The sequence below is a fragment of the Polaribacter sp. 2305UL8-11 genome, from assembly GCF_058147165.1.
The window spans coordinates 220,052-245,608 of the sequence record NZ_JBYVJW010000003.1; the positions used below are offsets into that span (position 1 = coordinate 220,052).

The window sequence follows — 25,557 nt, forward strand, 5'->3', positions numbered from 1 at the left end:
TAGTACAACAATATATTGGGGGAATAATACTTAACAAAAGTATTATTTTCTTTTGATAAAAAAATTAACATACGTTAAATTATTTCTTAGAGTAAATATCTTTTCTAATTCTACTTAATTGTACTGGTGTAATGTTTAAAAAAGAGGCAATATGATACTGTGGAATCATATTTTCTATATCAGGATTATTCTTTTTAAGTTTTAAATACCTTTCTGTAGCATTTAACACAGATAAATCATAAATTTTAGACTCTAACTCTAAAAAAACTTGCTCTAAAACTTTAGAGTATAAGTTTGCTAAATCAATATTAGTTTTTGTAAGTTCTTTAAACTTTTTAAAGTTAATAACATACAATTTGCAATCAGTTAAGCAATCATAAGAAAATTTAGAAGGTTTGTTTAAAATTAAACCTCCTAAAGATCCTACAGGTCTTATAGAGGTAAATATACTTCTAGTATATTCTTTGCCTTTCTTATCAATAAAATAAGATCTAGCAACTCCATATTTTAAAATATATATATTTTCTGGAATCGTATTTGCTTTTACAATAGCATCTCCTTTTTTTAATAAAAGTGGTTTTGCTAAAGAGAAAAGGCTTTTTTTTGAGCCCTCAGATAAATTAGCAAATTTATCTAATGTGCTTTTAATTGTTTCCATTAATAAAGTAAACTACTTTTTTTGGGGGATTTTTTTAGTAGCCTATCAAAGTTACAGTTTTTTTTCTAAAAAGCTAATTGTATTTGGACCTTCCATAAATAAAAGGTCTAAAATTGATAAATTAGGAAGAAAACCATATTTATCATCAAACATTTGTGTATATGGAGCTATAAATTCTTCAGGTTGATTTTTTACATCAGACAAATTTCTAAAGTCTTTTGTTACTTCACAACTGCTATAACTATTTGTTTTGGAAAACTCTGTATTTAATTGCAATGCATCCATAACAAACAAAAAAGTATCTATAGTTACACCTTGTAAATACGTATATTTTTTTGTGAAAATAGGTAATAAATCATCTTCATAAAACTCGTAAAAAGGAGAATTTCTGTAAGCGGTTTGCAAAGATTTTAAATGATGATCTTGCCAAGCAACATCATTTTCTACCAACATGTCTTTGGTTTTTTTTCTGGTAGAAGTGTCTTTATTTCCGTTTTTTACAGGAATATTTAGCAATTGTTTTCCACTAGAATTATAAATATAACATCTATTTCTATAACTCTGTTTCTGAAAATTGTCTTCCATTTCAAAAACTACTTCTTTTGCTTTTACTATTTCAGCATATTGAGAAATAGGAGAGAAGTATGTTGGAATAAACAATGACATATTGTTTATTTTTTAGCAGATTTCTTCTTTCCTTTATAAAAACTATATCCAATATAAAGTGCAATTAATCCAAATACTAAATATCTGTAAGAAACAGATTTTCCATCTCCATGAACAGTTGTAAACATCCTATCCCAACGAATTGATTTTAGTTTTGCACCAAAAGAAGGAGCATCTGCGTCCCAACTAAACCAAACCATTACTGGTTTTCCTAAAACGTGGTCAAAAGGTACATACCCCCAATAACGTGCATCTAAAGAATTGTGTCTATTATCTCCAATTAAGTAAAAATAGTCTTGTTTAAAGGTGTAAGAATCTGCTTTTTCTCCATTAATATAGATATTTTCTCCAACAACTTGTAAATCATTATGTTCATAATTTTTTATGATTTGCTCGTAAAAAGGTAAAGATTCAGCATCTATTTTTACGGTTGCTCCAGCTTTAGGAATATAAATAGGGCCAAAGTTGTCTTGGCTCCATCCTAACTTTGCAACATGAGGGAAAATGGCATTGTCTTTTCTGTGATTTACTTTTCTAACTGATAATGTTAAACTATACTTTTCAAGTCTATCAGCTTCTTCAGTTGTCATATTTATGTTGATTTTGTTTGCAATCATAGTAGATTGCATTTTCAACTTATTAGCTAAAACTTGAGTAATATTACCAGCCACTTCTGTATATAAAGAGTCGCTACCTATTTCTATCAAATTAATGTCTTCATCATCATAAAATCTTTGTTGAACTTTTGGATTATTCCAATATTTTGTTTGTATCCTATATATAGGAGCCCTTGCAACTACTTCAGTTATTATTGAATCTTCCTTTATTTTAGAGAAAAGAGCATCTTTGTTAAAAACATTTTGTAAGCTAGAGTCATTCCAATATTTTGAACTTACTGAGTAAACTCTTGATTTTTCATTATCTAATAAAAAATTCGGAAAAGTACTTTGAGTTATTGGTTTTTTAGATTCATAAGTGTAATAAAACTGCAACTTGGCTCTGTCTGGTAATACATTCTTTTTTCCATTAATGTAAAAATAACCATTTTTCATTTCTAAAGAATCTCCTGCAATACCTACACAACGTTTTACATAATTGGTTTTTTTATCAACTGGTTTATAGGTGAATTTTCCAGAATTATCACCCCACATTGTTTTTAGAGTATCTGCTGGCCAATTAAAACAAACAATATCATTGTTTTTAATTTTTTGCAAACCAGGTAGACGTAAGTATGGAAGTTGTGGCTTTTTTAAATAAGAAGCAGTTCCTGTAAAAGGTAAAGAATCATGCACCATTGGTGCAGCAATTACTGTAGATGGAACTCTAGCTCCGTAATGAAATTTACTCACAAACAAATAATCTCCAACCAACAAAGATTTTTCTAAAGAAGATGTTGGTATTGTAAAAGGTTGCATAAAATATGTGTGCACTAAAGTTGCTGCAATAATTGCAAAAGCAATAGAGCTTACCCATTCTCCTAATTCAGAACGTGGTTTTAAGCTTCTTTCTGCATTGTATTTTGCGTCTGTAGCGTAATTTATGTAAAAAATATACAAACCTAAAGTTGCAATAACCAAAAAAGAATCTATTTTTTTGTAAAAACCAAAGGTTCTAATAGTTTCAATCCAAATTACTGGAAACATCAGTAAATTTACAATGGGGATAAACAATAAAATAATCCACCACCAAGGTCTTTTAATTATTTTTGTAAGAATAATTCCGTTATAAATAGGAATTGCAGCTTCCCAAGCTTTTCTACCAGCTTTTACATACAGTTTCCAAGTTCCTAAAAAATGAATTACTTGTACTACTAAAAAAAAGATAAACCATTGTGTAAATGTCATAACTATACTTTTCGTGTCAGGTCGAGCGCAGTCGAGACCTTAATAATAAAAACCTCTCGACTGCGCTCGAGGAGACATATTTATTTTAATTAGATAACGTTTGTTCTTTATTGTTACCGTTTTTAACGGATGTTTAACACATCTTTCATTGAGAAAACACCTTTTTTACCAATAATCCACTCTGCAGCTACAACAGCTCCTAAAGCAAAGCCTTTTCTGTTGTGTGCAGTGTGTTTAATTTCTATTGCATCTACTTGAGAATCATACCAAACTGTATGTGTACCAGGAACATCTGGAATTCTTTTTGCTACAATAGGTATGTTTTCTTCTGATGTTTTATCACCTAAAACCCATTTTTCTTTTGTTGTGTTTTCTATAATTCCTTCTGCTAATGTAATTGCTGTTCCACTTGGAGCATCTAATTTTTTGGTGTGATGTATTTCTTCCATAGAAATATTATAATCTTCTAATGTAGCCATCATTTTTGCTAATTGTTTGTTCAATTCAAAAAAGATATTTACACCTAAACTGTAGTTAGAAGCATATATAAAAGCACTGTTTTTTTCTTTGCAAAGAGCAACAGCTTCTTCATATTTGTCTAACCAACCTGTAGTTCCAGAAATAACAGGAACGTTATTATTAATACAGTTGGTAATATTATTAAAAGCAGAGGAGGGTACACTAAAATCGATAGCAACATCTGCTACTGTAATATCTATAACATCGTCTACATCTTTTCTAATTACAATTTCATGTCCACGAGATAAAGCAATTTTTTCAATTTCTTTACCCATTCTTCCATAACCAAGTAAGGCAATTTTCATGTTAAAAAGTATATTTTAATGTTAGACCCACTTTAGGTGCTTCTATTAATATAGGGTCGTTTATAAAAGTTGGTTTAAAAGATAGGTTATCATCTGTGTTAAATTGTAATAAATGTGCGTTTACACTGGCTTCTACAATTTGTAATACATATAAAATTACTGTGGTAAGTAATGATAAATCTCTATTTTCTCTTAATTGTTCTTGTGCTCTTTCTAAAGTTTCTGTAGAAATTGTTAAACCACTAGCCGTAAACTCATCTTCTAAACCTTGCTTTCTTAGTTTAAAAGCTCTTCTGTATCTTTTGTACTCACTATTATTGTCTAGATAATAATAAATACTTGTACCTAATGCTCCCCAAACTATAGGAGCTTTCCAGTATTTTTTATTATAAATTTGTCCCATTCCTGGAAAAATAGCGGAATAAAATGCAGCTTTAGATGGTGCTAAAGGGTTGTATACACCTTCAGTTTTAATATTTCCTTTTATTTTTAAATCTTTTACTTGAATAGAGTCTTTTTGTGCAAAAGAAATTGCTGCAAAAAATGTAAAAAATAGGATAAATATGTTCTTTTTAAAAGACACTTATTTTAGTAAGTTTTTAATACGATTAAAATCTTCTTCTGAATGAAAAGGAATAGAAATTTTTCCTTTGCCATTTGCACTTACAGAAACGTCTATTTTATGACCAAAGTAGGCACTAATATCTTTGATGCTATTTTTAATATAGCTTGGTATTGGTTTTTTCTTTGGTTTTGCAATGGTTCCTGTTTTTAAACTCTTTACCAAGTCTTCAGTTTGTCTTACTGATAGTTTTTCACGTAAAATTTTCTCGTAAATTGCTAATTGATCTTCGGTGTTTTCTACATTAATCATGGCACGACCATGTCCCATAGAAATAAAACCATCACGCATTCCTGTTTGTAAAATAGGATCTAATTTTAATAAACGTAAATAGTTGGTAACAGTAGAACGCTTTTTACCAACTCTGGTACTTAATTCTTCTTGCGTTAACTGAATCTCATCAATTAATCGTTGGTAAGATAAAGCAACTTCTATTGGGTCTAAATTTTTGCGTTGTATATTTTCAACCAATGCCATTTCTAGCATTTCTTGGTCGTTTGCAAGCCTAATATAAGCTGGTATGGTTTTACTACCAATTAATTTTGATGCTCTAAAACGACGCTCACCAGAAACTAACTGGAACTTATTACCTTCTAATTTTCTTACTGTAATAGGTTGGATAACACCTAGTTCTCTAATAGAACTTGCTAATTCTCTTAGTGCTTCCTCATCAAAATAAGTTCTTGGTTGGTAAGGATTAACATCTATTAAACCCAACTCAATTTCTATAATATTACCTACAACTTTATCTGCATTTTTATCTGATGCAGAGTTTAAGTTTGGAGATTCTTGCAACAAAGCCGATAATCCTCTTCCTAAAGCTTGTTTCTTGGTTGCTTTTGCCATTTTACGAATTCTTTTTTAATAATTCTTGTGCCAAATTTAAGTAATTTACAGCACCTTTAGAGGTTGCATCGTAAGCAATTATACTTTCGCCATAACTTGGTGCTTCTCCTAAACGTGTATTTCTTCTAATAATTGTATCAAAAACCATGCTAGAAAAATGTTTTCTAACCTCATCAACTACTTGATTAGAAAGGCGTAATCGAGAATCGAACATTGTTAATAGTAAACCTTCTATATCTAGTTCTGAATTATGAATATTCTGAACACTTTTAATCGTATTTAATAATTTTCCTAAGCCTTCTAGAGCAAAATATTCACATTGTATAGGAATAATTACAGCATCTGCAGCCACTAAAGAGTTTAAGGTAATTAAACCTAAAGAAGGAGCACAATCTATTAAAATATAGTCGTAATCGTTTTTAATTTCTACTAACGATTTTCTTAACATATATTCTCTTTCTTGCTTGTCTACCAGCTCAATTTCTATAGCTACTAAATCTATATGTGCAGGAATAATATCTACATTAGGAGAATTTGTCTTAACAATGGCTTCTTTTGCAGAAACTGTGTGTTCTAAAACTTGGTAAGTTCCAAATTCTACAGGCTCAACATCTATACCTAATCCAGAAGATGCATTCGCTTGAGGATCAGCATCAATCAATAATACTTTTTTCTCTAAAACACCTAAAGAAGCTGCTAAGTTTACGCTAGTTGTTGTTTTTCCTACACCACCTTTTTGATTGGCAATTGCAATAATTTTCCCCATTGTTAGAGTTGTCTTTATAAGTAGTAAAATTACATTTTTTTCTGTTTTTTTTAGGTGAAAGATGTTAACAAAAGTGTAATTTTTCAAAACACTGTTTATCAGTTGTTTATGTTTGTTTTATTGAGTTTTTTAAACAAATTTTAATAGAAAAAAAACCGAAGTAAAAACTTCGGTATAGAATAGTTGATGAATTGTTATTTGTTGGGTGTATTTTTTAAAATCTCTACCAAAAATTTCCAAAACTTTTGTGTTGATGAAATACTTGCACGTTCATCTGGAGAATGAGCACCTCTAATGGTTGGTCCAAAAGAAACCATATCCATTTTTGGGTAGTTTTGACCTAAAATACCACATTCTAAGCCTGCATGACAAGCTGCAACATTGGCTTTTTCTCCGTGTAAATTTTCATATAAATTTGCAACAACTTCTAAGATTTCTGAATTTACATTGGGTTGCCAACCAGGATATTCTCCAGAAAAATCAACATTAAAGCCAGCCAATTCAAAAGCAGATTTTAATGAATTTGCCAAATCCAATTTGCTAGTTTCTGATGACGAACGCGTTAAACAACCTATTTTTATGTCGCCATTTTTAACAATAACTCTTGCAATATTGTTAGAAGTTTCTACCAAATCATCAATATCTGGACTCATTCTATACACACCATTTACAGCAGCGTAAATAGATTTTATTAAACTTTTACTTGTTTCTTTACTAAGTGATGTTTCTGGGACTTCTGTAGAAGAAAAGTTTATTTCTAAATTAGGTTCTAACGTTTTAAACTCTTCTTTGATTTTATCAATTTCTGTTAAAAAAGAAGATTCTATTAGTTCGTTATTAGCTTTATCTGTTGCAATTATTGAAGTACTTTCTCTTGGGATAGCATTTCTTAAACTTCCACCATCAATTTCACAGATTTGGATAGCGTTTATAGCTGAATAATGCACTCTATTCATTAGTTTATTAGCATTTCCTAATCCTTTAATGATGTCCATTCCAGAATGTCCTCCATTAAGCCCTTTTACTTCTATTTTATAAGCAATAAAATGATCAGGAATTGCTTCTTTAGAGTAGCTTTTTGTTGCTGTTATGTCAACTCCACCTGCACAACCCATTCCAATTTCATCATCTTCTTCTGTATCTAAGTTTAGTAAAATATCACCTTTTAAAATTCCACCTTTTAAACCCATTGCACCTGTCATTCCTGTCTCTTCATCAATGGTAAATAGAGCTTCGATATTTGGATGTTGTATGTTATCAGAAGATAAAATTGCCATAATTGCTGCAACTCCAAGACCATTATCTGCGCCTAAAGTAGTTCCTGCTGCTTTTACCCAATCACCATCAATAATCATTTTAATGCCTTCTTTATCAAAATCAAAAACAGTATCGTTGTTTTTTTGATGTACCATGTCTAAATGGCTTTGTAAAACAACCGTTTTTCTATTTTCGAAACCTTTTGTAGCAGGTTTTGTAATGATAACATTTCCTACATTATCAACAAATGTTTCAAGGTTTAAACTTTTACCAAAATCGACCATAAATTGGATGACTCTTTCTTCTTTTTTTGAAGGACGAGGTACTGCATTTAAATCTGCAAAATGATTCCAAACAATTTTTGGGGCTAAATTTCTTACTTCTTTACTCATTTGTATGTTATTATTTATGCTATAAATTTAGTTGATTTCTATGACAATTTCCTGCGTTTCTTTTCTAACTTTTGCCAAATCTTTCATATAACAATCATCTGCTCTAAAACCAACAGGTAAAACTAAAACCGATTTTAAGTTTCTTGCTTTTAAATTTAAAATTTTGTCATATTCTGCAGGGATAAAACCTTCCATTGGACAGGCATCAATTCTCTCATTTGCACAAACCGTTAGTAGCTTTCCTAAAGCTAAATAGGCTTGATTTTTGTTCCAAGTAAATAATTCTTCTTGCGTTTTTTTCTCAATTTCAGCAGTTAAAAACTCTTTGAATGGATTGATAATTGCATCTGGCGTATTTCTAATTTTTTGAACCAAATTAAAGTAGTTTGTCACTTCTTTTGTTGTATATTTTTCTGGAATACAGATTACCAAAACATGAGAAGCTTCTAATACTTGGGGTTGATTCCAAGAATGGGCTACCAACTCTTTTTGAATTTCTTTATTTTGCAAAACAACCAACTTTAAAGGTTGTAAACCGTAAGAAGTAGCTGTTAGATTAAATGCTTCCTTTAAAGTATTTATTTGCGATTGTGAAAGTTTTTTTTCAGTATCAAATTTTTTAACAGCATAACGCCATTTTAAACTGTCTATAATATTCATTTATTAATTTTTGTACTACAAAAATACATCAATAATTAGTGGGTATTAAAAAAGAAATGATTGTAAAAATTGATGCTTCTATAAATTTACCCTTTGTAATTATCTATAATTTTGAAAAAAGTTTCTGGTTCTGGTCTAACTCGATAATTATCAGTTAAATCTGCAAAAATAATCGTATTATTTTTATCAGTTATAATTACTGTTGGCAGTATTACATCAGAATCATAACCCAGTACTTGAAAACCTGTTGGCAAACCATTTTTATGAAAAATACCTAAATTTTTAGCTATTTTATGGTCTGCATCAACCAAAAAGTGAAAAGGTACGTTATACTTTTGTGCTAAATTTTCTGTAAATTTATGAGGTTGAGAACTGATTAGCACCATATCTACATTTCTTTTTTCAAGTTCTTTGTATTGATGAACAACTTCTTTTATTTGTGCCATACATAATGGGCACCAATTGCCTCTGTAAAATAAGAATATTTTAAACTTTCCTTTTAGGGAGGAGGTGTTTACAGGTTGTTTTTTGCTGTTTTCTAATGTGAAATTTTGTAATTTTTTTCCTACTTCTAAAACAGTTTTGTTTCTATTATTAAATGAAGAATACCATTTTAAATACCCAAGCCAACCTAAAGTTAATGATGCGTTTAAAAGTAAAGTTTCTCTATTAAAATCAAATAAACTTAATAACGCACTTAGTAGGATTACAAATGAGTAAGGAGCTAAATTTTTTGATGTTCTTGCTGTAGGTTTTATAAATAACATTAAAAAAAATACAACTATAGTTAAAGAAGAAATAAGGATGCTTATATCTTTACTATTGTAGTTTGTGTTGATGATGGTATATATAAATGTAACCAAGGCAAAAACAGGTAGACTACTAATAAAGAGCGATTTTAAAATATTTTTCATAAATTGATAGTCGATAAAAAGAAAGCCAAATTACGCGATTTATTATTTGCTATGAAAGAAGATTTTTTACATTATGTATGGAAATATCAGTTGTTTTCTATAAATGATTTAAAAACTACTGCAAAAGAACCATTAACGGTTTTAAAATCTGGAAGACACAATGAAAATGCAGGACCAGATTTTTTAAATTCACAATTAAAAATAAACAATCAACTTTGGATTGGGAATGTAGAGATTCATATAAAATCTTCTGATTGGTATGCACACAATCATGAAATTGATGCAAATTATGATGCTGTTATTTTGCATGTTGTTTGGGAAGATGATGCCAATATTTACATGAAAAATAATGCACTTTTACCTACTTTGGTTTTAAAGGATGTTTTAATGATTTCTGCCTTGAGAAATTATCAAAATTTATTTTCATATCAAAAAAGATGGATTCCTTGTGAAAAAGAAATTGCAACAATAGATTCTTTTACTCTAGAAAATTGGAAAGAACGCTTGTTTTTTGAGCGATTAGAAAGAAAATCTGATGAGATGAAAGCTTATTTAGAAATGAATAAGAATAATTTTGAAGCAACATTATTTCAGCTTTTGGCTAAAAATTTTGGGTTAAAAGTTAATGGAGATGCTTTTTTAAATTTAGCAAAATCTATTGATTTTTCTATATTAAGAAAGGTTAGTTTTAATGAACATCAATTAGCAGCTTTACTTTTTGGACAAGCTGGTTTTTTAGAAGAATTTACCGAAGATGAATATCATCAGAATTTAAAAAAGGAATACGCTTTTTTAAAGCATAAGTACAATTTGGTGCCAGTTGCAAATCAGCAATTTTCTTTTTTTAGAATGCGTCCACCAAACTTTCCAACAATTCGCATTGCGCAATTGGTTTCATTATATCATCAACATCAAAATTTATTTTCGAAAATATTAAATTTAAAAAGTTTACATGAATTTTATGAATTGTTTAAAATAACAACAAATACTTTTTGGATAACACATTATACATTTGACAAAATTTCTAAACCATCACCCAAAAAATTAACAAAACCTTTTATAGACTTGTTGTTGATTAATACAATTATTCCACTACAATTTTTGTATCAAAAAAATAGAACAGAGGCAAGTAATGATGATTTTTTAAAAGTGATTCAAGAGATAAAACCAGAAAAGAACAGTATTATTTCTAAGTTTGGAAAAATTGGTTTAAAAGCAAAAAATGCCTACGAAACACAATCTTTATTGGAGCTTAAAAACAACTATTGCACAAAGAAACGATGTTTACATTGTGCAATAGGAGTTAAAGTTTTAGGAAAATCATAAATAATGTATACTTTCTTAAGCATTATAAATGCTTTGTTTATTTAGGATCTAGAATGTTTTTTATTCTTACATAACAATCTCTATAATGGTATTTAGAAATAGTATTTATAGCTCTTTTACTAGCATTATTTACTTTGTTTTTTAATGCTTCTAATTCTCCACGAACTATAGAGTGTACATCAGAATTTTTAATTTTTTTATCATTTAGCAAAGAACCCATTCTGTCTATGTATGTTTTTTGCAAATTTCTTCTATATACATCTACGTTTCTTGCAGCATTTGTTTCAGAAAAAATACCTTTTTGCAAATCTCTCATCATTTCATAAGCAGTATATGTTTTAGAATCAATGGTTTCTGAATCTAACATTCTTTTTAATTTATCTACATTTAATAAACTGTATAAAAATCTATTTTGATAACGCAATAATGCATCTGTGTAGCCAGCTTCGTCAATATTTGTTAAAATGGCTTTGTCTAGTAACCAATTTTGGGTTTTAAAAGCGTTTTCTTGCATCCAATTTAACGCTTCTTTTTGTTTGCTTCTTGTCATTGGTTGATAAATAACCCCAGTTTGGTTTGGTTTTTTATTATCTTCAAAAACACCTCCAACATTGCTAGCAACATGACCAACATATCTGCCCCAAACACTTAATAACTCTCCATACAATTCACTTAAATCATCATAATTATTGGTTTGGTTTGATGTCCAATTGGGTAAATTTTTAGCTACAATTTTTAAGTTTTTCAAACCATAAGAACTCGCTTTAACATGATCATTACCAATATCTTCTGTTTGAGAAGCAGGGTCAAAACCACCTCTTCTTTGAAAGCCAAACTTATAAATAGGGTTTCCAGCCTTTTCTTCAATCCATTTGTCTAAAGTTTTTACTTCATCTTCTGGTGTTTTGGCTGATGGTATTACACGATATCCCCAATTAATAGAGTAGTGGTCATAAGGTCCTAGTTGTCTAATAAATCGGATGTTTTTATCTCCAGGTTGTGCAATATAATTGTATCGAGCATAATCCATAATTGTAGCAGCAATTCCGTTTTTTTGAGTAAAAGAACCAGAACGTAAAGAATCTACAGGATACGCATAGCTTGCAGCCATATTATGAGGCAACCCTAATGCATGACCAATTTCGTGAGAAATTACCATTCGCATCATTTCTCCAATTTCTTCTGCAGGAGTATCTAAAGTTCTTGCAGACGGATTTGCAGCACCTGTTTCTAATAAATATCTATTTCTATACGAACGTAAATGGTTATGATACCAGATAATATCGCTTTCTATAATTTCTCCAGAACGTGGGTCAGAAACACTAGGTCCAGTTGCATTTCTGGTTGTACTAGCTACATATCTTATAGAAGAATAACGAACATCTTCCATACTAAAATCTGGGTCTTCTTCTTTTGTTGGTGGCATTTTTGCCATAATTGCATTTTTAAAACCAGCAGTTTCAAAAACTTTTGCCCAATCATCTACACCTTGTTTGATGTATTTTCTTAACTTTTCTGGTGTTCCAGGGTCTAAATAATATACAATTGGTTTTATAGGTTCTACCAATTCTCCACGATTGTAAGCAGCTATATCTTTTGGTTCTAATCTCCAACGTCTTATATATCTTTTATCATCTGCTTTTAAAGCTTCTGAACTATAATCTACATTACCTACAGTAAAATATCCAACTCTTTTGTCGTAAATTCTTGGCATCATAGGTTTTTCTGGAAGTAAAATCATAGATTGATTCACACGAACTGTAATAGTATTTGTAGACCTGTTACTTGGAGGTGCATCAGCATCAAACGTAAAATCTTGAACTACTTCTATGTTTTTTGGAAAACTTTTTATGTAGTTGATAAAACTTCTAGAAGCATCTAACCTTCTTATTTTGTAGGTTCTCCTAAAAAAGGAAGGCAATCCAGAAATAGCTTTCACATCTGAAGAAAAGAATTTGGTTACATCTACTAAAACTGCAGTAGAATCTGGATTTTGCGTTTTAATATCAAATGAGTAAATGATAGGCTCTAAATTATTTGCTTTTACAGATTTAAAAATTGGCAAAGAGTCGTTTGCAACTGCATTGTAAGATTTTACTTTGAGTAATATTTTATTTTTAAAACGCTCCCAAACAATAACTTGTGTGTTTATTTTAGATCCTGCATTTACATAACCACCTCCTAAACCAGAAGGGATGTCTTTTAGTCTTGTAACTAATAACATTTCTTTGCCTAAATAGGTTTTTGGTATTTCGTAAATATATTTATTTTTGGAAAAATGCACTTTAAACAAACCATTGTCTGTTATTGTGTTTTTATTTACTATATCTGCATATTTGGTTTTTTTGCTCTTTTTAGGTTTTTGGGCAGTAGTTGTTGTCTTTTTTTCTTTGGATTTTGTTTTTTGTGTATCTATAGAAGCACACGAAGTTATAGCCAAAGCAAAAGAGAATAATAAGATTTTTTTCATATTCGTTTGATGTAGGTTAATGAATCCTCTAAGTTATTAAAAAGCGAATTTATTAGGTCTTATTGTTTTGTTAAAACTTGTTCACTAAAAAAGCCTAAGAAATTAAACTTAGGCTTTTTATATATAGTTTTTAGAAATTTACATTTCCATAGAATGATAGACATTTTGTACATCATCATCTTCTTCTAATTTTTCTAAAAGCTTTTCTACATCTGCTTGTTGTGCTTCGTTAAGTTTTGTTGTTGTTGTTGGGATTCTCTCAAAACCAGATGATAAAATTTCTACATTATTTTCTTCAAAAAAAGATTGAATAGCACCAAATTGTTCAAAAGGCGCGTAAATAATTACACCTTCTTCATCATCAAAAACTTCTTCTACTTCAAAATCGATTAATTCTAACTCAAGTTCCTCCATATCCATAGTAATATCTTCTTTTTTAACGGTAAAATTACAAGTATGGTCAAACATAAAAACTACTGAACCTGAGGTTCCTAAATTACCATCACATTTATTAAAAGCAGCTCTAACATTGGCAACAGTTCTATTGTTATTGTCTGTGGCAGTTTCTAACAAAATGGCAATTCCATGAGGAGCATAACCTTCAAAAAGTACTTCTTTGTAGTCTGCAGTGTCTTTGTCTGTTGCTTTTTTAATGGCACGTTCTACATTGTCTTTAGGCATATTTGCAGCTTTTGCATTTTGCATAACTGCACGTAAACGAGAATTAGACTCAGGGTTTGGACCACCTTCTTTTACAGCCATTACAATATCTTTACCAATTCTGGTAAATGTTTTTGCCATTGCTGACCAGCGTTTCATTTTTCTTGCTTTCCTGAACTCAAATGCTCTACCCATTTCTTTAAATCGTTTTAATTAAAATGCTTACAAATGTAAAAATTAGATTGTGGTTTTACAATTTTTTTGAACTTAGTTTTTTTCATGAATATACCTATTACTAGGTATTTATTTAGAGTCTATGAGTATTTATTTTTGATTAAATTCTAAATAACAAATAATGATGAAAAAAATTACCTTCTTACTTTTTACTATCCTTACTGCTTCAATTTTTGGGCAAAACAAATTAACTTCTAGTATAAATGAGTATTTAGATGGAACTATTTGGAAAAATAGCAACAGATACTCTTATACTTATGATGCAAACAATAACTTACTTAAAGAAGATGATGATTTTTGGGATCTAACTACCAATCAATGGAAAAAACAATCTGAAACGATTTACGTATACAATGCTCAAAATAAAGTAACCTTAGAGAGTTATAAAGAATATGATAGAATTACTGGAGCTGAAAAAAATCAATACCAAACTTCATATACTTATAATGCTAATGGTAATTTGATTCAGATTTTAGATAAAGAGCTTAAAAACGGAGTTTGGGTAAACGATACTAAATTTGATTTGACCTATACAAATGATAAAGCTACAGGTGGTTTGGGTTATGATTGGAATGGAAATACATGGGTTCTTGGAGACGATTCTAGTAAATCTTCAATAAATTATAACACCAATGGTACAATTGCTAGTTCTGTAAATGATAAATGGGATGGTTCTAAATGGGTTTCAGATACTAAAATACTGTATAGCTACAATGGGCTTAACGTAATTTTAAAAGAAAGTCAAACTTGGAATGGAACAAGTTGGGTAATCGATTATAAAGAAGAAAATACTTACGATGCAAATGGAAATTCGATTACAGAAAAAGAATCTTATTTAGATAATGGTGCATTTGTAGTTGCACAAGATGAAATGATTACTTTTGATACTTCTGAGCTCATGTCTTCTTATGCACATCCGTTTAAAGATAAAACTGGAATAGACTTCTTACTGTCTAATAACGGAATTATAAATAAAATATTAAAAAGAACTTCTACAAATAATAGAACCATTTATTATTATAATGGAGCAACTGCTAATGTAAATACCTTTAGTTCTTTTACCTTAAAAGCATATCCAAATCCAACAACTTCTTTTTTAATTATTGATGATACTAATTTTTCTCTTAAAAATATTGAAGTTTATAATTTATTAGGAAAGAAAATAATGACCACTAATTCTAAAAAAATAAATTTAGAAAACGTAGTAAATGGTATTTATATATTAAAAGTAAATACTATGGATGGAAAAATTGCAACTCAAAGAATTGTAAAAAAATAATAGAATTTTTCTTTCAAAAATAAACCCTTTAACTTTTTTTGGTTGAAGGGTTTACTTATGTGTAAATTTGACAAACTCTTATTTTAAAAGTTGATAAGATTGTTTAGCAATCTCAATTTCTTCGTTTGTTGGGATTATTAAGATTTTTACTTTTGAACTCGATTTTTGAATTTCTCGAATCTTTTTAGAACGAATTTCATTTTTTATTTCATCTAAATCAATTCCCAAGAAGTCTAAATTTTCGAAAGCCAATTTTCTCATAATTGCAGAATTTTCTCCAATTCCAGCTGTAAAAACAATGGCATCTATGCCATTTAAGGCTGCTGTATAAGCACCAATATATTTGCGAATTCTATAACTTGCTAATTTTAAAGCGTTTTTGCAATTTTCATCACCAAAATTTGCTTTTTCAGAAATTTCTCTTAAATCAGAATAACCTGTTAAACCTAACATTCCAGATTCTTTTTGAAGCAGAGTATTTACTTCTTCAACAGATTTATTTAGTTTTTTCATTAAAAAGAATAGAACAGATTGGTCTATATCTCCAGAACGTGTTCCCATAATTAAGCCATTCATTGGGCCAAATCCTAAAGAGTTTTCGATACTTTTCCCGTTTTTAATTGCAGACATACTACAACCATTTCCTAAATGAATAGTGATAATGTTTTTTGATTTTTCTTCGCCTAAATACTCAATCGCTTTTTCAGAAACATATTTATGACTTGTGCCATGAAAACCATAAGCTCTAATTTCATACTTTGATAAATATTCATTCGGAATTGCATATTGATAGGCTTCTTTTGGCATGGTTTGATGAAAAGAAGTATCGAAAATTGCAATTTGTTTTGCAGAAGTAAAAATAGTTTCTGCAATTTCTATTCCTGTTAAATTTGCAGGATTGTGTAATGGAGCTAAATCAAATAAATCTTTAATATTATCTTTCACCTCTTGCGTTACAACTACAGTTTTACTGAATTTGCTTCCTCCATGAACCACTCTATGTCCAACTGCTTTAATTTCATCAACAGAATTAATTACCCCAATTTTATTGTCCATTAAAGTTTCTGCAATCTTTTTTAAACCAAACTCATGATTTAAAATTGGTAATACTTCAGAGAATTTCTCTTCTCCTTTTTCGTGTGTAAAAATGGCATCATTCATACCAATTCTTTCTACTAAACCTACACATTTTACATTTTGTGAAGGCATCTCTATCAATTGATATTTTAATGAAGAAGAACCAGCATTTAAAACTAAAATATTCATAATTAATCTTGATTTGCTTGAATGGCAGTTAATAAAACCGTGTTAAAAATATCATCTACAGTACATCCTCTACTTAAATCGTTTACAGGTTTGTTTAACCCCTGTAACATTGGTCCAATAGCCAAAGCTCCAGTTTCTCTTTGTATAGCTTTGTAGGTGTTGTTACCCGTATTTAAATCAGGAAAAATTAATACAGAAGCTTGACCTGCAACTTCAGAATTTGGCATTTTTGTTTTTGCGACAGACATATCTACAGCTGCATCATATTGTATGGGTCCTTCAATTTTTAAATTAGGGTTTTTAGCTTTTGCCAATTCAGTTGCTTTTCTTACTTTTTCTACTTCTTCTCCTTTTCCAGAACTTCCAGAAGAGTAAGACAACATTGCTACTTTTGCAGGAATACCAAAGGCTTCTGCAGAAGCTGCTGAAGAAATAGCGATTTCAGAAAGTTGTTCTGCATTTGGGTTTGGGTTTACAGCACAATCTCCCATTACAGAAACTCTGTCTGATAAGCACATAAAAAATACAGAAGAAACTACAGAAACACCTGGTTTGGTTTTTATTAATTGTAATGCAGGTTTTATAGTGTGCATTGTTGTGTGAACAGCTCCAGAAACCATACCATCTGCCAAGCCATTTAAAATCATTAATGTACCATAATAAGATACATCTCTGGTTAAATCTACTGCAGTTGTTTCTGTTAAACCTTTGTGTTTTCTTGCTTCGAAAAGTGTGTTTGCAAAGTCTTTATTATGGATAGAATTTTCTGGATTCAAAATATTTAGCTTGTCTAAATCTATCTGAATTCCTAATTGGTCGCATTTTAACTGAATTGTATTTCTATCACCTAATAATGTTAAATCTACAATGTCTAATAGCTGTAAACGTGCAGCTGCAGTAATAATTCTTTTATCATCTCCTTCTGGCAATACAATATGTTTTTTTTGTATTCTTGCTTTTTGCAATAAACTATATTGAAACATACTTGGGGTCATTCTAACAGATTTATGAGATGTTAAAATGTTGGTTAAACCTTCTGCATTTACATATTTATCAAACGTGTCTAATGATAATAATATTTTTTTATTGTGAGATGCGTAAATTTTAGATTTTACTGCACCAATCTTGTTAGAAATATTAAAAGTTCCTCCATCAACAGAAATAATAGGTACAGTAGATTGTACACCTTCAATCAATTTTATAATCGATTCTTCAGGAATTAAAGTTCCTGTTAAAATAATTCCAGCTATTTTTGGATAATTTTTAGAAGCGTTTGCTTGTAAGGCACCTAAGATAATATCTGCTCTGTCTCCTGGAGTTATAATTAGAGCATTTTCTCTAATTCTTGTTAAGTAGTTACGTAGCTGCATAGCTCCAGTACTATAACTTCCAATAGCATTTTCTAAAAACTGTTCTCCAAATAAAACACGGCCATTTAAAGCATTGACTACTTCTTTTACTGTAGGAAATGCTAAAAAGTCTACTTTTGGAATAACATCTATTTGTAATTCTTTTGGAAAACTATTAATAAGCTCTTCTTTGATGAAATCTACTTCATCTACTTCAATTTTATTCGCAATTATTCCAATAACATCTACTTCTTTCTGAATAAAAGAGTTGTAAGAAAGTTGCATTGTGTTTATAAAATCTTTTTTCTTTTTTCCATTTCCAGAACCGACAATTAAAGCAGGAATGTTTAAGTTTTTAGCAATCATTAGATTTACATCCAACTCTGTAAAACCTCCATTTCCAGAAAAATCGGTTCCTTCTACTAAAACATAATCGTAGTTTGCTTCTAATTTTTTGTATTTTTTTATTACGTTGTGAATCACTTCATCTTCTTGTCCTTCACTTAATAGTTCTACAACCTCACTTTGTGTGTATGCATAACAATCTTTATAATTAATTTCTAAGTTGAAAAAATTGATGGCAGTATTGGTGTGTTCATCATAACCATTTGCATTTATCTCGTTAATAATGGGTCTGAAATAACCTACTTTTGCAGATTTGGTTAACATCATTCTTAATAGACCTAATGATATTAAAGATTTACCACTATCTTGTTCTACTGTGGCAATATATATAGCTTTGCTCATTTTGATAAAAAATTATTTGACAAAAATAAGGCATAAAAAAATGACTAAATGTGATATTAGTCATTAATTATTTACATCTACTAAATTTGGTTTTCTTCTGCATTGTTGATTTCAATCCAATATCCATCTATATCTTGAAAGTAAATTTGTTCAATTCCATCTTTTCTAATATAATCTTTGTTGGGTGTATTTAACCAATCTGAATATTTAACATTTAGTTTTTCTAGATGTTTAGCAAAAGATTTTATATCAAGTACAGATAATGCAAAGTGATTTGCTTTGTTTACCTTAACATCTAATTTAGGACGTGAAATTAAGTGAAGCTGCTTATTGCTGTTAATAGCTAGCCATCTTGTTTTGGAGTTTGAGGCTGTATTTGGAATTTCTTTTAATTGTAAAACCTTTTGATAAAAGGCTACAGATTTATCTACGTCTTTAACAGAAAGCGCAATATGATTTATTTTAAATGTAAACATTATGTAATTATACTTGTAAAACTCCCATATTAAATTTCTTTTCAATAGGAGCGTGGTTTGCAGCTTCAATTCCCATAGAAATCCAAGTTCTTGTTTCTAAAGGATTTATTACTGCATCTGTCCAAATTCTTGCAGCAGCATAATAAGGCGAAACTTGATTGTCATAACGCGATTTTATTTTGTTAAATAACTCAGCTTCTTTTTCTGGAGTTATTTCTTCTCCTTTCTTTTTAAGAGATGCTGTTTCTATTTGTAGTAAAACTTTTGCAGCAGAATTTCCACTCATAACTGCTAATTCTGCACTTGGCCAAGCTACAATTAATCTTGGATCATAAGCTTTACCACACATGGCATAATTTCCAGCTCCATAAGAATTTCCAATAACAATGGTAAATTTTGGCACCACAGAATTACTAACTGCATTTACCATTTTTGCGCCATCTTTAATAATTCCTCCATGCTCAGATTTGCTACCAACCATAAAACCTGTAACATCTTGTAAGAATACCAAAGGTATTTTTTTCTGATTACAATTGGCAATAAAACGTGTGGCTTTGTCAGCAGAATCGTTATAAATTACTCCACCAAACTGCATTTCTCCTTTCTTTGTTTTTACCAACTTTCGTTGATTGGCAACAATACCTACTGCCCAACCATCTATTCTTGCATAACCAGTTAAAATGGTTTGCCCATAACCTTCTTTATATTGCTCAAATTCAGAATTGTCTACCAAACGTTTTATGATTTCTAACATATCATATTGCGCATTTCTTTCTCTAGGTAAAATTCCAAAAATATCATCTTGGTTTTCTTTTGGAGGGAAAGTTTTCGTTTTACTAAAACCAGCTTTGTCATAATCGCCAATTTTATCAACAATAAATTTTATTTTATCAAGTGCATCTTTATCGTCTTTTGCTTTGTAATCAGTTACACCAGAAATTTCGCAATGTGTAGTTGCACCTCCTAAAGTTTCATTATCAATAGATTCTCCTATTGCAGCTTTTACTAAATAACTTCCTGCTAAGAAAATACTTGCAGTTTTATCTACAATTAGTGCTTCATCGCTCATAATTGGTAGGTAGGCTCCACCTGCAACACAACTTCCCATTACTGCAGAAATTTGTGTAATACCCATGCTACTCATTACTGCATTGTTTCTAAAAATGCGTCCAAAATGTTCTTTATCTGGAAAAATTTCGTCTTGCATTGGCAAATAAACGCCAGCAGAATCTACTAAGTAAATAATGGGCAATCTGTTTTCTATAGATATTTCTTGTGCTCTTAAATTCTTTTTTCCTGTAATTGGAAACCATGCACCAGCTTTTACAGTGGCATCATTAGCAACAACAATGCATTGTTTTCCTTTAATGTAGCCAATTTTTACAACAACACCTCCAGAAGGACAACCACCATGTGCTGCATACATATCTTCTCCAGCAAAAGCACCAATTTCTATAGAGTTAGCTTTGTCATCTAAAAGATAGTCAATTCTTTCACGAGCAGTCATTTTTCCTTTTTCGTGAAGCTTGTCAATTCTTTTTTGACCACCACCTAATTTTACTTTTACCAATCTTTTACGTAAATCCGATACTAAGAGTTTATTATAATCTTCGTTTTTGTTGAAGTTTAAATCCATAGAATTGTTTCTTATTTTGTGCTAAATTAAGAAATATTACTGTGAACTAAATCATAAATATTTTAGAGAAGTTTATTTGTCTAAAAGCGAAAAATGCCCTTTTTTATTTATGGTAGCTTTAGTTACATCTGTAGGTACTAATAAAATACTATACCAATAATCGTCTGTGGGTAACTGTTTCCCTTTGTAAGTTCCATTCCAGCCTTGACTATCAATTTCAATATCACCAAGGAGTTTTCCAAATCTATTAAAAATAGAAATTTTGCTTGTTTGATAGAATTTTTTAGTGGCTCCTTTAACTTTCCAAGTATCATTTTTTCCATCTCCATTAGGCGTAAAGAATTTTGGAAATTGAATTACAGAAACTACCAACTCTGATGCTCCACAACCATTTTTATTTTCTACAAGAATTTTATAAACGCCACCTTCTATATCATTAAAAACATTACTGTCTTGAAAAGATCTTATAGAGGTTCCGTTTTCATCCTCTAAAGCGTATTGAAACTCTTCATTAATTAAAGGATTTGTAGGAATATTTATTTGTATGCTTAAATTTGTACTAATGCCAGAAGTATCGTCTTTTATGGTTACAAAACTATCATCTAAAGTATCGAAATTAGATTTTTGAACCACAATAGTTCTAGATCTACTACAAACTTTAGTGCCTCTGCTAAAGGCAGTTACTGTATATTGACCTGCATCTGATATTGGTAGTGTTTGTTGGTTACCACCTAAAGGATTTCCATTTTGGTCTTGCCAGGTATAATCGTAATTTCCTAAAGGATTTTCTACTCTTAGAATATAAGGAATATTTTTAGCACAAATAACTATTGGGTCATTGGGTGCTTCACCATCAACAGAAAATTGAGGAATTGTACTTGTTTTAAGAAATAACCTCCCAATTCCTTCACAATCATTATTATTTTTATTTTTTATTTTAATATAAATTGTTTGGCTAAAAGCGTAACTACTTTCTTTATTGTTTCTATGTTTAGAAATATCTGGAATTGCATTTGTTGCAGCATCTCTGTCATTTTCTGTTTCATAGAAAAATACTTCTACATCAGAAGAATTTGTTGGGAAAAAAGTGGTTTTTATTTCTTGCACTGCTGTGCTAAAGTTAAAAAATGCAATACCATCTGTATTTGAGTTGTTTGTTGTATCATTTCCAGCAGTATCTAAAAAATCGTCACATTCTTCAAATGTTTTATCATAAGTTATATTTCCTGCAAAAGAGGCTGTGATTTCAATTTTAGAGATGGTGTAACAGTCTTTGTCAGAGATTGTTCTTACCCAAACTTCTGCAGTTCTGTTTACTGGGTACTTTTCTTTGTCTGAAACTTGATTTGCTGCTCCACCAGAGATTGCTTTTGCTTCAGTTTCATAATATTCAAACTTTACTGTTGGGTCTTTAGAAATATTAATTGCTGCTTCTGTAAGATTTACAGTAGTTATTTCTGATGGATTATCTGCACATTGGTTTAATTGTACAACAGTGTTTAAAATAAGTGGCTTAGGATTTACAGTGAGTGTAATTTCATTGGAAATTGTACCACAACTATTTCCTGTTTTACCTAATTGAACTCTGTATTTTTGAGAGTTTAATGAAGTTGGTGTGTTTGTGATTGTTAAATCTTTTGTGGTTGCTCCACTATACAAACTATTGTTGGTAATGTTTGTCCAATTTGTACTATCAAAAAATTGCCATTGATAAGTGTCTGCATTAGTGTTTATAGAAATAGAATTAGAGTCTTCTTCGCAAAAAATAACATCAGTAAAATTGGTTATAGTTATTACAGTAGTAGTTATATAGTTTGGATTTGGATTTGTATACCCATCTGCATTGTTTTTTACTTTTCCATTGACTTCTACTGCAAATGGTATTGCCTGTAATATTCCAGAACCATTACCAGTAAAACCAGCTTCTATAACATCAAAACAAGCATCGTTATCTGCATCTAATTCCAAAAAGTTAAAATTACCATCTGCATCTGTATCTGCAATTGTATAATTTAAAGACAGGGTTTTAACAGAAGTGTCCGTTTCTACATTATCAGAAATTCCATTTTTGTTGGTGTCTGAAAAGGCGTCTATAAGTCCGTCAAAGTTGATGTCTAAGTTATGATTGGATTCTGTAGAGTCATAAATTCCATCATTATCTGCATCTACATCTAAATAATTAGGAATTAAATCTGCATCTGTATCTGTAGCAGTTTCATTAAGGTCTGGAATACCATCATTATCGCTATCTAAATCAAACATATCTTCTATGCCATCATTGTCTGTATCTCTTGTAAAACATATGATGTTAATAGAGCCTCTAAATGTTGATGCATCTGTATTTTTTGCACTATGAAAAAAATGGATTCCATTAACTTGATTTGCAAAAAACTCAAAAGTACTTGCTGCTCCTGATACATTAGAGTTGTATTTGAATTTAATTTCTGAGGCAGAAATTTGCGTGATTCCAGATTCAAATTCACCATTGTTGTTTGTATCAATTAATAATTGATTGTCAGGGTTTAGAAGCGTTATGTTTTTGTTGTTTGGTGTTATTTTTATGATAAAATATTCATCGTTTTTGGCTTCATGAGTTCCAGAAATGGACTGTTTTAGAGTAAAATTTATGTTTTGAGAAAAACCTAAAGTATACTCATTAACTGCATTTACATCATTAATAAGTGTGCTTGTAAAATTTCCGTCATTTGTGCCAGAAAAAGTATTTCTTGTATCACTTTGCATGAATGTTGCAGTAGGTATAATATTTTTAATTGTACCATTATTTAAAATAACAGAAGGTGTATTTAGGTTTGATATATTTAGGTTTGCATCTCCAAGAGATTCATCACAGTTAAGTATACCATCATTATCTATATCATCATCTAAATTGTCAATGATTAAATCTTTGTCATAATCATCAGGACAGATGCTTACAGGAACTTCTACTGATTTAAATTCTGTTACAGGATTTGTACAGGTAATTGTAGCTCTTAATTGATATTTTCCAGGTTGTAAAGGTGTGTATTTAGCAGTAGTAACTCCAGTTGTTACATAGCCTGTACCATCATCAAAAAACCATTCTAAAGTGTCAAAAAGATCTGTATTTGCACTTTCTAAAGTAACATTTGGGATACAGTTTCCTAACGTAGTTACTGTGGCATCAAAATTTATTTCTGGAGCAGTAGGAAAACCAGAATAAAAACTACCAGAAGTAGCTGCTCCATTTTGATTAAAATATGCACAGTACAATTCTTCTGTACTTTCTATAGAAACATTACTACTTAAACCAAGTACTTTGTAGGTAACGTAATTTGCGTTGCCAGTAACGTTAAAAGGACCAGAGGTGTTAAAATTAGCAATAGGCTGATTATTTACAGTAACTGTTGCTCCAGAATTAGTTACAATTGTTATTCCTCCTGTAAAAACGGAGTTTCCTATTTTGTCTATTAATGGTATGTTATCTACTTTTCCACGATTTTCACAACTTAAAGGAGGTACAAAAAACATGCCTTGGTTTGCTTCATTTGGTAATGAGTTGCTGCCTAAACCACCAATTCCTTGATATGCAAAAACATTTTTAGAGGTTTTAACATACATATTTCCATTAACAGAGTATTTATTTCCTTCGATAACAAAATACTCTCCAGCATTTATAGTTGCAATTGCAGCAACCTCATCATTTACAAAAATTTCAGTGTTGTTTTCGTGTGCAACAATAAGAGCATTTTCCCAAGAATCATTTCCACTTCCTCTAACAAATATATACTCTTTACCCACTTTAGAGAGGTCTACAATTTGATCTAAACCATAATCTCTTCCTCCACCAGTTCCAAAACTTCCGTTAGCAGAACCAACATTTACAACAACATTTTTATCTGAAGCAATTAAAGTTCCTATTAAACCATCTTGGTTTACAACGTTTTCTGAAGCATTTGTAGCTAAAATATAACTTTCTCCTTCATTTAATGTGATTTCTGGAATTGGGAATGCTCCTGAATAGTTTTTTAAAGCGATACCTGCAGGCAAACCTGAGAAGTTTAACTTTGTATTATTTTCAGTAGCCATTACAGAGATAAAATTCAAGTAGTTGCTTTGTGGATTTTCGTTTGTAAACATTCCTGCTCTAAAAGTGGTACCTAAAGCTGCATTTCCTTTACTAACTAAAGCACCAGCTTGTGCTCTGTTTCCTGCAATGATTCTTATGGAAACATATATTTGACTATCTGCTTCTATAATATAGCCTTTATTATTAAAAATGGTACTTGTTGTGGTTGAGCTCACCAAAAGCTGTTCATTACTATTATGAATAATTAATTCTCTTGGAGTGTTTTTAGAAACTGTACCAACAATATCTCCAGCTGGAGAGCCTACTTGCTTTATGGTAAAATTTACTGTTTTATTACTAGGCGTAGAAATATAAAAATATTGTTCTTCAGGAGATGCGTTCCCAAATTGGGCGTAAGTTAAAGGTGGTATATAATGTTTTTTGCTTAACTGAGAAAAAGTATTTATTGAATATACTAAGTTTATAAAAATAATAAAGAAAAAAGAAAGTCTAAATTTTACCATACAAGAGCTCCTTAAATGAGGTTTTTTAATAAAAAAGTATTTTTTGAATATAAATAATTTTTCAAATTATTAGACCTTATAAATCAAAAAAAGTTT

The 25,557-nt window shown here is 30.2% G+C and carries 19 protein-coding genes; 2 read left to right on the forward strand and 17 right to left on the reverse strand.

What is annotated here, in order from left to right:
• Positions 1-79: 79 nt before the first annotated feature.
• The 10 genes from ACY2RW_RS04100 to ACY2RW_RS04145 form a co-directional block, all read right to left on the reverse strand.
• The gene (locus tag ACY2RW_RS04100) at positions 80-658 is read right to left on the reverse strand and encodes a Crp/Fnr family transcriptional regulator (protein ID WP_490121427.1); all 579 of its coding nucleotides are present in this window, start codon (positions 656-658) and stop codon (positions 80-82) included.
• 51 nt (positions 659-709) lie between these two features.
• Positions 710-1,324, reverse strand: a complete 615-nt coding sequence (locus ACY2RW_RS04105; RefSeq protein WP_490121428.1) for a WbqC family protein — start codon at positions 1,322-1,324, stop codon at positions 710-712.
• A gap of 5 nt (positions 1,325-1,329) precedes the next feature.
• The gene (lepB, locus tag ACY2RW_RS04110; protein WP_490121429.1) at positions 1,330-3,168 is read right to left on the reverse strand and encodes a signal peptidase I; all 1,839 of its coding nucleotides are present in this window, start codon (positions 3,166-3,168) and stop codon (positions 1,330-1,332) included.
• A 122-nt stretch (positions 3,169-3,290) separates the two neighbouring features.
• Complete coding sequence (gene dapB, locus ACY2RW_RS04115; protein WP_490121430.1) at positions 3,291-3,992, reverse strand: 4-hydroxy-tetrahydrodipicolinate reductase; 702 nt, start codon at positions 3,990-3,992, stop codon at positions 3,291-3,293.
• 1 nt (position 3,993) lies between these two features.
• The gene (locus ACY2RW_RS04120; protein WP_490121431.1) at positions 3,994-4,575 is read right to left on the reverse strand and encodes a DUF5683 domain-containing protein; all 582 of its coding nucleotides are present in this window, start codon (positions 4,573-4,575) and stop codon (positions 3,994-3,996) included.
• Complete coding sequence (locus ACY2RW_RS04125) at positions 4,576-5,460, reverse strand: ParB/RepB/Spo0J family partition protein (RefSeq protein ID WP_490121432.1); 885 nt, start codon at positions 5,458-5,460, stop codon at positions 4,576-4,578. It abuts the gene before it with no gap.
• 1 nt (position 5,461) lies between these two features.
• A complete protein-coding gene (locus tag ACY2RW_RS04130) occupies positions 5,462-6,226 on the reverse strand; it encodes a ParA family protein (RefSeq protein WP_490121433.1) in 765 nt (254 codons plus the stop codon).
• 194 nt (positions 6,227-6,420) lie between these two features.
• A complete protein-coding gene (locus tag ACY2RW_RS04135) occupies positions 6,421-7,875 on the reverse strand; it encodes an aminoacyl-histidine dipeptidase (RefSeq protein ID WP_490121434.1) in 1,455 nt (484 codons plus the stop codon).
• A gap of 27 nt (positions 7,876-7,902) precedes the next feature.
• Complete coding sequence (locus tag ACY2RW_RS04140) at positions 7,903-8,535, reverse strand: NAD(P)H-dependent oxidoreductase (RefSeq protein WP_490121435.1); 633 nt, start codon at positions 8,533-8,535, stop codon at positions 7,903-7,905.
• 86 nt (positions 8,536-8,621) lie between these two features.
• On the reverse strand, positions 8,622-9,449 hold the full coding sequence (locus ACY2RW_RS04145; RefSeq protein ID WP_490121436.1) for a peroxiredoxin family protein: 828 nt from the start codon (positions 9,447-9,449) through the stop codon (positions 8,622-8,624).
• 3 nt (positions 9,450-9,452) lie between these two features.
• Here ACY2RW_RS04145 and ACY2RW_RS04150 point away from each other — a divergent pair, with 3 nt between their 5' ends.
• A complete protein-coding gene (locus ACY2RW_RS04150) occupies positions 9,453-10,775 on the forward strand; it encodes a DUF2851 family protein (RefSeq protein WP_490121437.1) in 1,323 nt (440 codons plus the stop codon).
• A 37-nt stretch (positions 10,776-10,812) separates the two neighbouring features.
• On the opposite strand, the gene ACY2RW_RS04155 is transcribed toward ACY2RW_RS04150, so the two are convergent.
• Together ACY2RW_RS04155 and ACY2RW_RS04160 are read right to left on the reverse strand one after the other, a co-directional pair.
• Positions 10,813-13,245: a zinc-dependent metalloprotease gene (locus ACY2RW_RS04155; protein WP_490121438.1), complete on the reverse strand. Its 2,433-nt coding sequence runs from the start codon at positions 13,243-13,245 to the stop codon at positions 10,813-10,815.
• A 138-nt stretch (positions 13,246-13,383) separates the two neighbouring features.
• The gene (locus ACY2RW_RS04160; RefSeq protein ID WP_490121439.1) at positions 13,384-14,100 is read right to left on the reverse strand and encodes a YebC/PmpR family DNA-binding transcriptional regulator; all 717 of its coding nucleotides are present in this window, start codon (positions 14,098-14,100) and stop codon (positions 13,384-13,386) included.
• Positions 14,101-14,260: 160 nt separating this feature from the next.
• On the opposite strand from ACY2RW_RS04160, the gene ACY2RW_RS04165 reads away from it, so the two are divergent.
• Positions 14,261-15,418, forward strand: a complete 1,158-nt coding sequence (locus ACY2RW_RS04165; RefSeq protein WP_490121440.1) for a T9SS type A sorting domain-containing protein — start codon at positions 14,261-14,263, stop codon at positions 15,416-15,418.
• A gap of 78 nt (positions 15,419-15,496) precedes the next feature.
• On the opposite strand, the gene ACY2RW_RS04170 is transcribed toward ACY2RW_RS04165, so the two are convergent.
• The 5 genes from ACY2RW_RS04170 to ACY2RW_RS04190 form a co-directional block, all read right to left on the reverse strand.
• Entirely contained in the window at positions 15,497-16,684 is a 1,188-nt protein-coding gene (locus tag ACY2RW_RS04170) for an acetate/propionate family kinase (protein ID WP_490121441.1), read from the reverse strand.
• A 2-nt stretch (positions 16,685-16,686) separates the two neighbouring features.
• Entirely contained in the window at positions 16,687-18,780 is a 2,094-nt protein-coding gene (pta, locus tag ACY2RW_RS04175) for a phosphate acetyltransferase (RefSeq protein WP_490121442.1), read from the reverse strand.
• Between the two features lie 80 nt (positions 18,781-18,860).
• Entirely contained in the window at positions 18,861-19,256 is a 396-nt protein-coding gene (locus tag ACY2RW_RS04180; protein WP_490121443.1) for a VOC family protein, read from the reverse strand.
• A gap of 7 nt (positions 19,257-19,263) precedes the next feature.
• Entirely contained in the window at positions 19,264-20,892 is a 1,629-nt protein-coding gene (locus ACY2RW_RS04185) for an acyl-CoA carboxylase subunit beta (protein WP_490121444.1), read from the reverse strand.
• Positions 20,893-20,964: 72 nt separating this feature from the next.
• Positions 20,965-25,461: a T9SS type B sorting domain-containing protein gene (locus tag ACY2RW_RS04190; RefSeq protein WP_490121445.1), complete on the reverse strand. Its 4,497-nt coding sequence runs from the start codon at positions 25,459-25,461 to the stop codon at positions 20,965-20,967.
• Positions 25,462-25,557 lie beyond the last annotated feature (96 nt).